Annotated in this window: 14 protein-coding genes; 8 read left to right on the forward strand and 6 right to left on the reverse strand. The window is 62.7% G+C overall.

All coding sequences use genetic code 11. From position 1 onward, the window contains the following. Positions 1 to 328: 328 nt before the first annotated feature. Positions 329 to 763, reverse strand: coding sequence for a DUF4864 domain-containing protein (locus tag GSQ90_RS28210; protein ID WP_158818313.1), 435 nt, complete (start codon positions 761 to 763; stop codon positions 329 to 331). A gap of 144 nt (positions 764 to 907) precedes the next feature. Continuing rightward, positions 908 to 1,933, reverse strand: a complete 1,026-nt coding sequence (locus GSQ90_RS28215; RefSeq protein ID WP_158818314.1) for an NAD(P)-dependent alcohol dehydrogenase — start codon at positions 1,931 to 1,933, stop codon at positions 908 to 910. 122 nt (positions 1,934 to 2,055) lie between these two features. Here GSQ90_RS28215 and GSQ90_RS28220 point away from each other — a divergent pair, with 122 nt between their 5' ends. Beyond that, positions 2,056 to 2,958: a LysR family transcriptional regulator gene (locus GSQ90_RS28220; RefSeq protein ID WP_158818315.1), complete on the forward strand. Its 903-nt coding sequence runs from the start codon at positions 2,056 to 2,058 to the stop codon at positions 2,956 to 2,958. A 12-nt stretch (positions 2,959 to 2,970) separates the two neighbouring features. On the opposite strand, the gene GSQ90_RS28225 is transcribed toward GSQ90_RS28220, so the two are convergent. Further along, positions 2,971 to 3,357 carry a type II toxin-antitoxin system VapC family toxin gene (locus GSQ90_RS28225; protein ID WP_158818316.1) on the reverse strand — a complete coding sequence of 129 codons (387 nt, stop codon included), beginning with the start codon at positions 3,355 to 3,357 and terminating at the stop codon, positions 2,971 to 2,973. Position 3,358: 1 nt separating this feature from the next. Continuing rightward, a complete protein-coding gene (locus tag GSQ90_RS28230; RefSeq protein WP_158818317.1) occupies positions 3,359 to 3,592 on the reverse strand; it encodes a type II toxin-antitoxin system Phd/YefM family antitoxin in 234 nt (77 codons plus the stop codon). Between the two features lie 402 nt (positions 3,593 to 3,994). Here GSQ90_RS28230 and GSQ90_RS28235 point away from each other — a divergent pair, with 402 nt between their 5' ends. The 6 genes from GSQ90_RS28235 (at position 3,995) to GSQ90_RS28260 (ending at position 9,589) form a co-directional block, all read left to right on the forward strand. Beyond that, positions 3,995 to 4,204: a cold-shock protein gene (locus GSQ90_RS28235; RefSeq protein ID WP_158818318.1), complete on the forward strand. Its 210-nt coding sequence runs from the start codon at positions 3,995 to 3,997 to the stop codon at positions 4,202 to 4,204. Between the two features lie 374 nt (positions 4,205 to 4,578). Beyond that, entirely contained in the window at positions 4,579 to 4,878 is a 300-nt protein-coding gene (locus GSQ90_RS28240) for a hypothetical protein (protein ID WP_158818319.1), read from the forward strand. 230 nt (positions 4,879 to 5,108) lie between these two features. Next, a complete protein-coding gene (locus GSQ90_RS28245; RefSeq protein ID WP_158818320.1) occupies positions 5,109 to 7,472 on the forward strand; it encodes an Orn/Lys/Arg decarboxylase N-terminal domain-containing protein in 2,364 nt (787 codons plus the stop codon). A gap of 21 nt (positions 7,473 to 7,493) precedes the next feature. Then, positions 7,494 to 8,087: a GNAT family N-acetyltransferase gene (locus GSQ90_RS28250; RefSeq protein ID WP_158818321.1), complete on the forward strand. Its 594-nt coding sequence runs from the start codon at positions 7,494 to 7,496 to the stop codon at positions 8,085 to 8,087. A 159-nt stretch (positions 8,088 to 8,246) separates the two neighbouring features. Next, positions 8,247 to 8,564: a hypothetical protein gene (locus GSQ90_RS28255; protein WP_158818322.1), complete on the forward strand. Its 318-nt coding sequence runs from the start codon at positions 8,247 to 8,249 to the stop codon at positions 8,562 to 8,564. A gap of 68 nt (positions 8,565 to 8,632) precedes the next feature. Beyond that, complete coding sequence (locus GSQ90_RS28260; protein ID WP_158818323.1) at positions 8,633 to 9,589, forward strand: isopenicillin N synthase family oxygenase; 957 nt, start codon at positions 8,633 to 8,635, stop codon at positions 9,587 to 9,589. A 4-nt stretch (positions 9,590 to 9,593) separates the two neighbouring features. On the opposite strand, the gene GSQ90_RS28265 is transcribed toward GSQ90_RS28260, so the two are convergent. Next, positions 9,594 to 10,202 (reverse strand): NAD(P)-dependent oxidoreductase, encoded by a 609-nt coding sequence (locus GSQ90_RS28265; protein WP_158818324.1) that lies wholly within the window; start codon positions 10,200 to 10,202, stop codon positions 9,594 to 9,596. Positions 10,203 to 10,254: 52 nt separating this feature from the next. Between GSQ90_RS28265 and GSQ90_RS28270 the strand changes: the two genes are divergently transcribed. After that, positions 10,255 to 10,692, forward strand: a complete 438-nt coding sequence (locus GSQ90_RS28270) for a helix-turn-helix domain-containing protein (protein ID WP_158818325.1) — start codon at positions 10,255 to 10,257, stop codon at positions 10,690 to 10,692. A gap of 50 nt (positions 10,693 to 10,742) precedes the next feature. Here GSQ90_RS28270 and GSQ90_RS28275 read toward each other — a convergent pair. Further along, positions 10,743 to 11,267 (reverse strand): DUF2306 domain-containing protein (locus tag GSQ90_RS28275; protein WP_158818326.1); only part of this gene is annotated, 525 nt, incomplete at its 5' end.

Consider the following 11,267-nt stretch of genomic DNA (forward strand, 5'->3'; position numbering starts at 1 on the left):
CTGGGCTGTCGAGCGGCATTCAAACAGGCGCTCAGCAGGAGGACGTTTGGACATCCTTCACGCAGCCGGCGCGCATCGACCGCCATCAGGCGGTGACGTCCTCATGAATGATGCGGCGCAACAAGTCAAGGAAAATGCGTCACTCGCCCTCCCAATCGTCATGGCCGTGCTTGTCACGGCCATCCCCGAGCGAATGCGCAGCATTCGTCCGCACGCGGCGCCGTTGCAAACAATTTGCAAGGTTAGCGGATACGGCTCGGCGTGGATGGCCGTGACAAGCACGGCGATGACGGCAAGGCTGAGGAGACTCTTGCGCGATAGACACCGTTCACGTCGAAGAATCCGTCGATTTGATCAGCACGCAGCCGTTGATCAGCCAGGAGCCGTCGGGCTGGCGCGCGAGCTTGTAGAGCGCTTTCCACACCACATTGTCGTCGTCGACGATCGTCAGGATCTGCGAAGCATTGTCGCCCTCAACCTCCGCTTCGCCAAAATCGACGCTGCGATGGCGGTAGACCGGCGCATAGCTGCCGCGAACCATGGCGAGGAAAGTATCGGGATCGGCGAACATCGTCTTGATCGCGGGGGCGGCAAGCGCATAAGCCGCCGCGGCGTCGTCATGGGCGAAGGCGTCGAGCTGCCGCTCGATCAGCGCGCGTGCGCCCTGTGCGCCGCCCGAACTGTCGCCGGCCGAAGCGGGCGCCGCGAACAGAGCAAACGTCAAACCGATGAGCGAAAGGATGCCAATGCGCGCGCTTGCCATGATCGCCTCCTGCGACGGCCCTGCGCGAAGTAACGAATCAAAGGCGCGAAAGTTTCAAGCGCCATAAGGAAGAGAGGCGTCAGAATCGGCGGCGACAGCGCTCCTCGTGGGGAGATCGCTGTCGCCGCGCGGAGCGACTGGAGGTCAGACCATCTCCACGACAATCTTGCCGAACGGGCCGCGATCGAGATGGTCGAGGGCCCGCGGCAGATCGGCGAGCTTGTAGCGCGCGTCGATGACGGGCTTCAGCGCCAGGCGGTCGATCGTGCGGGTCATATCTTCCAGAGCCCGGCGGTGGCCGACGCCGATGCCTTGAATCGCAACGCCTTTCAGCATCAGCGGGCCGACCGGGCCCGACACTTCGAAGCCTTCCAGCACGCCGATGACCGAAATGCGCCCGCCTACCGCCGCCGCCTCGATCGAGCGCCCGAGATTGGCGCCGCCGACGGTTTCGAGAATATGGTCGACGCCGCGCTCCCCCGTCAGTCCATAAACCGCCTCGACCCAATTGCCCGCGTTGCGATTGACGCCATGCGCGGCGCCAAGCGCCTTGGCTCTGACGAGTTTGTCGTCGCTGCGGGACACGACGATCGCCTCGGCCCCATGCGCTTTGGCGATCTGCAAGCCGAACAGGGCGACACCGCCGGTGCCATGCACGAGGACGGTTTGGCCGACGCGCAGGGCGCCGCGTTCGACAAGCGCGAACCAGGCCGTCAACGCCGCGCAGGGCAAAGTGCTGGCCTCGGCGTCGCTGAGACTCGTCGGCGCCGCCGATAGCCAGTCTTCTGGGAGCGCGAGATATTCGGAAAGGACGCCCTGGTAAAAACCGCCGAGCGTCTGGTAGGGCGGCCTCCGCGCCGTGCCGGCGTTGAGCCCGTCGATCCAGCCGGGCGAGAAGGTCGAAATCACGCGGTCGCCGCGTTTGAACCGCGTCGCGCCGCCGCCGACGGCTTCCACGATTCCCGCCATGTCGGAGGCGGGAGAGAAGGGAAACGACAGCGCCAAGCCCATGCCGGTCTCGATCGCCATCTTGTCGCGATAATTGAGCGAGACGGCCGAAACCTTGACCAGAATCTCGCCCGCCGCCGGTTGGGGAACGGGGGTCGCCGCCAGCGTCAGCCGGTCGCGGCCGAGCGCATCCATGGTCCAGCGTCGCATCGTCTCGGTCATATCCATCTCCATTGTTGGGGGCGCCCTTTGGGCAGTCTGAACAGAGGATACCGTTGCTTTTTGGTCGGCAGTGGCGATAATCTTTCCATCTATTGTAGCTGCAAGATCGACAATCGAGACCCATGAGCGATCGTTTAAACGGCGTATCCGTCTTCGTCGAAGCCGTGGAAGCGGGAGGTTTTTCAGCCGCCGCCGCCCGGCTAAACCTGTCGCGCTCGGCGGTGGGCAAAACTATCGCGCGCCTGGAGACGCGCCTCGGCGCCCGCCTGTTTCATCGAACCACGCGAAGCCAGAACCTGACCGAGGACGGTCAGGCCTTTTACGAACGTTGCTTGCGGGCTCTTGATGAGATCCGCATGGGCGAAGCGATGCTCGATTCGGGACGGCGGGAGGTCGCTGGGCGGTTGCGCGTCTCGGCGCCGATGTTGTTCGGCCGCCGCTGCGTCGCGCCGATCCTCACGGATCTGGCGCGCCAGCACCCGAAACTGGAGCTCGATCTCAATTTCAGCGACCGGCTGGTCGATCTGAGGGAAGACGGTTTCGATCTCGCCATCCGCAACGGCGCGCCAGGCGATGGAGCGGGACTGATGATCCGCCGGATCGCCTATCAGCGCATGACGGTCTGCGCCGCGCCGGCCTATCTCAAGGCGCGCGGAACGCCGCGAACCATCGACGAGATTCGAGATCACGACGCCATCGCCTATGGACGATCGGGATACGATCTCCACTGGCGGTTTCCGGTCGAAGGCGCGCCGCCCGTTGCGATCATGCCGAAGGCCCGGCTACGCTTCGACGATCTGGAGGCGATCGCTGACGCCGCCGTCGCCGGCATGGGGCTCGCATGGCTGTCATGCTGGCTGATCCGCGAGCGCGTCCTTTCCGGCGAACTCGTCCGCGTGCTCGGCAATCGGCCGGGCCTCCTTTTCGATATTCACGCCCTTTGGCCGCAAACGCCGCATCTGCCGCTTCGCGTGCGCCTCGCGGTCGACACGCTCGCCAAAGCGCTGCCGAAAATCATGAATTGACCGCCGGCCGCGTCACCACAATCTCCCGACGCCATAGGCGTCGAGGATTTGCTCGTTCGAGACGAGAACAAGATTTTCCAGCATTGCCTGGGCGATCAGCATTCGGTCGAACGGATCGCGGTGAGGACCTGGCAAGGCTCCACCGACCTGGCCGTGTCGAAGGCTGATCGGCAGGCCAAGGAATCCCTGGTCGGCGATTGCCCTTTCGAGATCGCCGACAATGGCGGCGAGGCCGGGCAGTTTGCCGATGCGATGTTTCGTCGTTATTTCCCAGGCGGACGCGGCGCTGACGAATATGCCATTGCCTTCGTCCGCTATCGCCGATTTAGCGGCGGCGGACAGTGCGTCGTCGCCGGCCAGCCACCAAAGAAACGCGTGTGTGTCGAGCAGCAATTGCACGTCACTGCTCCCACGCGGCCAACTGCTGCTCGGGCAGCGGATCGAAGAATTCGGGTCCGACGCTGATGATTCCGCTGAGCGCGCCAAACCGGCGCTTTGTCGCGGGCGGTTGGAAGGGCGTCAGCTTGGCGATCGGTTTCTTGCCGCGCGCCAGCACGATTTCCTCACCCGCCTCGACAAGTGCAAGAAGCTGCGACAACGTCGTCTTTGCCGTGTGAATCGTGACAGTTTTCATGGCCCCTCGCTTAGCTAAGATTATTTAGCTAAGAAGCCTTCGCTTGTCCACTTCGTGCGCGGCGAGATCAAGAGTACGGTTGGGACCGTGAAGTGAGATCGGCAACGCGCCGATTTGAGCAACTGCCGTTGGTTTGACTCGAAAGCGAAGCAGGTTGCCGCGACCGACCCATCGTGAAGTTCTTCCTGAAATACCGTTGCCAATCAACCACAAGAAGTGGAGATCGCGCCCTTCCGGCCCTCACATGGACTTTGCCCACGCCATGCGCTACAAGGTCGCATCACGTTTAGGCCGAAGACTTTGCCGCGCCCCTACCATGGCCCTGCTCAAGACCTCTATCAAACGCGATCAACCCGGCCCGCGCGAGCAGGCCAAACTCGATACTGACGTCAAGGAATGAATATGGCTACGGGAACTGTGAAGTGGTTTAACGGCGAAAAAGGCTATGGCTTTATTCAGCCGGACAATGGCGGCAAGGACGTATTCGTCCACATCAGCGCCGTCGAACAGGCTGGATTGCGCAGCCTGAATGAAGGTCAGAAGATCAGCTACGACGAGACCGCCGACAAGCGGACCGGCAAGTCGTCGGCGACGAATCTCAAGGCCGTCTGAACATTTTATCGAACAGCTTTCGCCGGCGGGATTTTTCCGCCGGCGAGGTTGTGACTCTATGCCTTAGAAGTGAAATTTCCGCCGCGGCAATATCCGAAACAGGCTGCCGCGCCGCCGATGAGCTCCAGGAACGATCCTCGACCGTGGAAACCCCGGTCGCGCATGCTCCGCTTCATCCTCCATCGATACGATCCTGATACGACCGGGCCAACGAGCGCGGCGGTCTGATTGCGCCCTCCCCTCTGCCGATCGCCCCGGCCGTAGCGCGATGACAAATTACGCGCTAACCTCGGTATTGGACGACCCGTCAGGGCGGCCCAACATAGAGAAGCGGGGCCATTTCAAACCCGGGGGCGTTTACAGGGAGAAAAAATATGTCGGGCACTCTCATCAATATCATCATCCAATTGATCGGCGGCGCGATCGGCGGCAATGCCGCAGGCGGCGCAGCCAGCAATGTGAGTCTGGGAACCGCCGGCAATACGGTCGCCGGCGCGGTCGGCGGCATCGCCGGCGGGACGCTGCTGACCTCGCTCATTCCGATGCTCTCGGGAGGCGCCGGCGGCGTGGATATTGGCGCCATGGCCGGGCAACTGGTCGGCGGCGGCGTAGCCGGGGCCATCGTGACCGCGGTCGTCGGCCTCGTCATGAACAATATGAAGAAGACGACCTGAGAATTCCACGGTCCATTCGGATCGCCGCCGCCGCTGCGGGCGCATCGAAGCCGGTCAGGGAAGAATGAACCCCGGAAAGGCTTCGTAGCGCGCGCAGGGGCGCGCCCGATACAATCGCGCAAGGCGCTCGCGCGCGCTATGAAGTCGGCGCGGCCCGATTTGCCGCGCCTCTGTCGCGAAACTGTCAAACTCTGCGGCGACGGTGATTTTTTATCGGGGAATCGGGCCGCATGGATTTTTTCAGACATCTCACCGTGCTCGTCTGCGCGCCCGCCTTCGATCCCGACGATCTGGAGGGCGCGAGGGTCCAACAGATCGTCACGGCGGTTGAGAAGCTTGGCTTCGAAGTCATCAGGGCGCGCCGGTTCGAGGACGCGGCGATTGCGGTTCAGACCGACGCCGCCATTGGCTGCATGGTGGTCGATTGGGGCAAGCGCGGCATCGACGGCAAGGCGGCCGCGCTCATCAATCTGATGCGCAAACGCGGCCTCGAAATGCCGATCGTCATCATGGTGCGCCGCAAGCGACTGGAGGATATCCCGGTCGAAGTGCTGGATTTCATCGACGGCTATGTCTTCCTTGCCGAGGAAACGCCCGAATTCATCGCGCGCGGCCTCGTCAGCCGCCTCAAGCAATATGCCGAAACCTTGAAGACGCCGTTTTTCGGCGCCCTCGTCGACTATGCCGAGGAGGGCAATCAGCTCTGGACCTGCCCCGGCCATAACGGCGGCATTTTCTACAACCGCAGCCCGATCGGCCGTATCTTCGTGCAGCATCTGGGCGAAGCGGTCTTTCGCGACGATCTCGACAATTCGGTGCTCGAATTGGGCGATTTGCTCGTCCATGAGGGCCCTGCGCTGCAGGCGCAGAAAGAAGCCGCCGTCATTTTCGGCGCCGAGAAAACCTATTTCGTGCTCAACGGCACGTCGGCCTCCAACAAGGTCGTGCTTTCGGCTTTGGTGGCGGAGGGCGATCTCGTCCTGTTCGACCGCAACAATCACAAGGCCGCCCATCATGGCGCGCTGTTTCTTGGCGGCGCGATTCCAATCTTTCTCGAAACGGACCGGAACGCTTACGGCCTGATCGGGCCGATCTATCATGAGGCGCTCGACGAGACGGCGATCCGCGAGAAAATCCGCGTCAATCCGCTGATCGAGGACAAGGCAGCGTGGAAACGCGAGCGGCCGTTCCGCGTCGCCGTCATCGAACAATGCACCTATGACGGCACGATCAATAACGCCGCGATGATCCTCGAAAAGATCGGCCATCTCTGCGACTACATCCTGTTCGACGAGGCCTGGGCGGGCTTCATGAAATTCCACCCGCTCTATGCCGGCCGCTTCGCGATGGGATTGAAAAACCTCGGCGCCGACGCGCCCGGCATTATCGCGACGCAATCCACCCATAAGCAGCTTGCCAGCTTCTCGCAGGCATCGCAGATCCACACGAAAGACAGTCACATCCGAGGGCAGGAAAGACGCGTCGAGCATCGGCGCTTCAACGAAAGCTTCCTGCTGCACGCCTCGACGTCGCCCTTTTACCCGATCTTCGCTTCGCTCGACGTCGGCGCGCAGATGATGAAAGGGCGATCGGGCGAAATCCTGTGGGACGATACGATCAAGCTCGGCATCGAATTGCGCAAGAAAGTGCGCGCGATCCGCCGCGAATTTGAGGAAAAGGAAAAGGATCCGGCCCGGCGCTGGTTCTTCGATCCTTTCGTCGCCGATCGCGTAACGCCGGCGGCCAGCGATGGCGCACACGACGCCAATCCAGAAAGCGTCGCGTGGGAAAGCGTGCCAACCGACGATCTTGCCGCCGATCCCCGCTATTGGGAGCTGACGCCGGGCGCGGCCTGGCACGGCTTCGCCCATGTCGCGCCGGGCTATGCGATGACCGACCCGAACAAATTGACGCTGCTGACGCCCGGCTTCGATCGCCAGACCGGCGCCTATGCAGAGAAGGGCGTCCCGGCGCCGATCGTCGCGCAATATTTGCGCGAGAATCGCGTGGTGCCGGAAAAGAACGATCTCAATTCGCTGTTGTTTCTCCTCACGCCCGGGGTTGAATCCAGTAAGGCCGGTACTTTGCTGAGCGCGCTCGTCGCCTTCAAACGGTTGCATGACGACAATGCGCCGCTCGAAGACGCGATGCCCGAATTCGTGCGGCGCCGGCCGCAACGCTATCGCGGCGCGCGCCTGCGCGATCTATGCGCCGACTTCCATGCCTTTCACCGCGACGCCGACACCTCGGCCTTGCAGCGCGGCCAGTTCGCGCCGCAGCATTTGCCCGAAATGGTCGTGCCCCCGCATGAGGCGGTGCGCCAGCTCACGCGCAACAAGGTCGACTATCTCCCGATCGAACGCGCCGAAGGGCGCATCGCCACAACGCTGATGCTTGTCTATCCCCCGGGCATCGGCACGATCGTGCCGGGCGAGCGCATCGACGCGCGGGCCCAGCCGATGCTCGATTATTTCAAAGTGTTCGAGAAAAGCGCCAATCTTTTTCCCGGCTTCGAAGCGGAAATTCAGGGCGTTTACCGCGAAGTCGAAGCGAGCGGCTTGATCCGGTTTTACACCTATGTCATGCGCGAATAGTCCGCGAACCTTGTGAGCGCCATGTTGGAACTATCCCGAAATATCGTCATCCGCCCTTCGACCGACGCGGATGTGCCCGCGATGCTCGCCATCTATGAGCATCACATCACGCGCGGCGTCGAGGATCTCGGCGATTACGAACCCGAGCCGCTGAACGGCGAGGATCTGAAGCGGCGGCGCAAGACGATGCGGCGCAAGCGCCTGCCGCATCTGGTCGCCGACATCGACGGCGCGGTCGCCGGCTACGCCTATGCCGTGCCGTTCCGCAAGCGGCCGGCCTATCGCTACACGATCAAACATTCGATCTATGTCCACCCCGACCATTTGCATGAAGGCATCGGCCGCCGCCTTCTGCCGACGCTGATCGAGGCTTGCGCGGCGGCCGGCTATCGCCAGATGATCGGCTATATCGACGGCGCCAACGAGGCCTCGCTGCGCCTCCATGAAGCCTGCGGCTTCCGCCGCGTCGGCGTGCTGCCCTCGATCGGCTTCAAATTCGGCCATTGGAGCGACAGCGTCATGGTGCAATGTCCGCTCGGCGCCGCCGACACGACCAAGCCCGGCGCCTGGGTGAGGTCGCCCGACAATGGCGCCGCATGGGATGCGGCGAAATAACCGCCCTACCCTGTTTCAGCGGCGTGACGCTGCTTGGCTTGGCGCTGTCACAAGCGACGTAATTGCCCGCGCACGAGATCGCCTGGAGCGTCCCGTAAATCGCCACCGATAGCAATGTCTCAGGCGAGAGCCGGCGGCAAGGTAGGGATGGGGCGCAGAATGCGACATGTCTGGATTTTCGGGGCGGCTTTGGCGTTGATGGGCTGCAACGGCAATGTCGACAGCGCCACTTTCATGGAAGGCGTCGATGGCGTGCGTTGCTCCGCCAAGGTTCTTGTTGTGGCCGACACCGGCGAAACGATCAACGAAGACCCGGTCGCGCGTCTGACCATGCGCGTCAGCCCGCCCGCCGGGGCAACGCCTTTCGACACGACAATCGAAGCCACGGTTTCGCGTCTCGCCGTCCCGCGCAAAGACGACACGCTGGCGGTCGTCTGTGATCCCGCCAATCCTGAGAATACGGCGCTGATGGAATAGTCCGTATTGCAGCGGCTTCACGACAATGATAGGCGGCGTATGCGTCCTTGGACGTCAGGAATACGCGCATGCCGCAGGCGGACTTCGTTGAAATTCCGGTGATCAATATCGCCGCGCTCATGGGCGGACGATCCGCTGATGTCGACAAGATCGCGGCGGAGATCGCCCTCGCCTGCGAGACCGCAGGCTTCTTCTACGTCGTCGATCACGGCGTCCCGGCCGCCATGGTCGACGCGGTCTTTGAGGCAGGGCGCTGGTTCTTCGCACGGCCCCAGGCCGAGCGCGACGCGCTCGACGTCGCCACCTCGCCGAATTTTCGCGGCTATGTGCCGATAGGCATCAAAGGTCCGAACGTGCCGCGCCGCATGCTCGAAGCCTTCCAGATGATGCTTGAGCTTGGTCCAGACGACCCTGACGTGCGCGCCGGCAATGTGATGGTCGGCCCCAACCGCTGGCCCGCCGAGGCGCCGGCTTTCCGCGCCGCGATGGAGGCCTATTACGGCGCCGTGACCGCCCTTTCGCACCGGCTTCTCGGCGCCTTCGCGCGCGGCCTTGGTCTGCCCGACGATTATTTTCGTCCCTTCTTTCGCAAGCCCCTGACCCAGTTGCGGCTCCTGCACTATCCGCCGCAACGGCCCGATTCGGACGCCGAGGGTGTCGAGGCGCATACCGACACGGGCGCCTTCACCATTTTGTTGCAGGATCAGGTTGGCGGCCTCGACGTGCGCAATCGCGCCGGCCGATGGATTCGCGCAACCCCGATTCCAGGCAGTTTCGTCATCAATATCGCCGACATGATGCAGCGCTGGACCAGTGGCCGTTTCATCTCGACGCCGCACCGCGTCGCCAATCGCACCGGCCAGGATCGCATCTCCGTGCCCTTCTTCGCCAATCCCGATTACGACGCGACGATCATTCCGCTGACGCGCGATGTCGCCGCCGGCGAGAAGCTCTATGAGCCGCTCGCCTGCGGTCCCTATGTCGAGAAAGCCTATCGCGCCGCCTGGCCGCGCGCGGCCCGCTGATTCCTTAATAACCGACGGTAAACCGCTGGCGCGAATGCGCCGGCTTTTCCAATTCGTCGACCGCGGCGATCGCGTAATCCTCGAAGGAAATGCTGCTGCCCTGGTCGTTGGTCAGAAGCTGATCCTTGCCGAGCCGGAACTTCCCGGTGCGCTCGCCGGGCACAAACATCGCGGAGGGCGACAGGAAGGTCCAGTCAAGGCTCTTCTCCTGCCGCAGAAGGTCGAGGAATTCGCCGCCCTTGCCTGCTTCCGTCTTGTAGATCGCGGGAAACTGCGGCGTGTCGATGAGCTTCACGCCCGGCGCAACTTCCAGGCTGCCGGCGCCGCCCACGACAAAGTAGCGCTTGACGCCCGATGCTCGCATCGCCTCGATCAGAATATGGGGATCGCTCGCGGAAAAGTGCACCGAGCTGATGACGACATCATGCCCCTTCAGCAGCGCCGCGAGGCTGTCTTTATCGAAAACATCGCCCTTCTTGACCGTCACGCCGGGAACGGCGGCGATCTTTTCAGGATGACGGGCGATGCCGGTCACCGTGTGGCCGCGACGCACGAGTTCGGTGAGAAGGCGCGAACCGGCCTGGCCGGAGGCGCCGATCAGGGCAACTTTCATTGTGGTCTCCTTTGTGGTATGTTTTAGATACTAGATGTCGATGAGGTATCAAATGCTGCAAAGAGACCTCGCTGTAAAGAAGGCACCGCCGCGAGACCTGATTTCCTCGGCGAAACCGCGCGCCGCGCACCAGCCTCCCGACCCCTATAGCGAGAAATGCCCGACCCGCGTGGTTCTCGATCGGATCGCCGACAAATGGACCGTGCTGGTGCTCGGACTGCTCGCCGAGAATCCGTTGCGTTTCAATCAATTGCGCCGCGAGATCGAAGGCCTGACGCAAAAAATGGCTTCGCAAACGCTCAAAGCGCTGGAGCGCGACGGCCTTGTCGCACGCAAGGCGACGCCGACCGTGCCCGTCACGGTGGAATATTCGATCACCCCGCTGGGACGCACGCTCGCGGCGACGGTCGAGGCATTGCAGATATGGGCGCAAATGCATATCGGCGACGTGATCAAGGCGCAGAAACGCTATGATGGAGCGAACCGCTAGGAAGGATGGCGGAAAATTGTCGTACGGTTTTCCGTAAGAATCCGGCTTCTTCAAAAGACCTTGAGCGGGCCGCTGCCTGATCGTTGCAACAAGAGTTCAGCGAAGATCAGGTTGGGAATCCAGGAGAGAAAGGAAATCGCCCGATAGGCCGTGTCGAAATCAAGATGCGTCGCAATCGCGAACGCCAGATAGATCCGCAGCGTAACGGCGCCGAACGTGAGGGCGTAGCTGCGGATCATCCAGCGGCGATGCGCGTCAAACCGGCGTTCCACAGCCGCCCTGTATCCAAGCGCGGTGACAGCGAACCACACGATGGAAAGCAAGCCGAAGCCCGCGGTGGCGATGGGGCCTGTCGTCGCGCCGAAGGCGAGAACAAGCCCCAGAGGCGCCGAAAGCAGACAGCAAATCACATAGATGCGCCCGCGTAGCCTATGCCAGCCACGCCCGCGATCCGGACCCGCCAGGATCTGGAACGGACCGATCAGCAGGGCAATCGCAGAGAGCGCCGCATGCGCGGGCAGCAAGACCACGAAAGGATTGCCCATGACGTTCGGCGGGGCCGCCGGCGGTTGGGG

The organism is Methylocapsa sp. S129 (assembly GCF_009765995.1).
GTDB lineage: Bacteria > Pseudomonadota > Alphaproteobacteria > Rhizobiales > Beijerinckiaceae > Roseiarcus.

Bases quoted from the DNA above. Each gene is read 5' to 3' on its own strand.
- GSQ90_RS28265 (WP_158818324.1), bottom strand. From the start codon at position 10,202: ATGAAAGTTGCCCTGATCGGCGCCTCCGGCCAGGCCGGTTCGCGCCTT.
- GSQ90_RS28220 (WP_158818315.1), top strand. From the start codon at position 2,056: ATGAGCGATCGTTTAAACGGCGTATCCGTCTTCGTCGAAGCCGTGGAA.
- GSQ90_RS28230 (WP_158818317.1), bottom strand. From the start codon at position 3,592: ATGAAAACTGTCACGATTCACACGGCAAAGACGACGTTGTCGCAGCTT.
- GSQ90_RS28215 (WP_158818314.1), bottom strand. From the start codon at position 1,933: ATGACCGAGACGATGCGACGCTGGACCATGGATGCGCTCGGCCGCGAC.
- GSQ90_RS28260 (WP_158818323.1), top strand. From the start codon at position 8,633: ATGCCGCAGGCGGACTTCGTTGAAATTCCGGTGATCAATATCGCCGCG.
- GSQ90_RS28240 (WP_158818319.1), top strand. From the start codon at position 4,579: ATGTCGGGCACTCTCATCAATATCATCATCCAATTGATCGGCGGCGCG.
- GSQ90_RS28270 (WP_158818325.1), top strand. From the start codon at position 10,255: ATGCTGCAAAGAGACCTCGCTGTAAAGAAGGCACCGCCGCGAGACCTG.
- GSQ90_RS28245 (WP_158818320.1), top strand. From the start codon at position 5,109: ATGGATTTTTTCAGACATCTCACCGTGCTCGTCTGCGCGCCCGCCTTC.
- GSQ90_RS28255 (WP_158818322.1), top strand. From the start codon at position 8,247: ATGCGACATGTCTGGATTTTCGGGGCGGCTTTGGCGTTGATGGGCTGC.
- GSQ90_RS28250 (WP_158818321.1), top strand. From the start codon at position 7,494: ATGTTGGAACTATCCCGAAATATCGTCATCCGCCCTTCGACCGACGCG.
- GSQ90_RS28235 (WP_158818318.1), top strand. From the start codon at position 3,995: ATGGCTACGGGAACTGTGAAGTGGTTTAACGGCGAAAAAGGCTATGGC.
- GSQ90_RS28210 (WP_158818313.1), bottom strand. From the start codon at position 763: ATGGCAAGCGCGCGCATTGGCATCCTTTCGCTCATCGGTTTGACGTTT.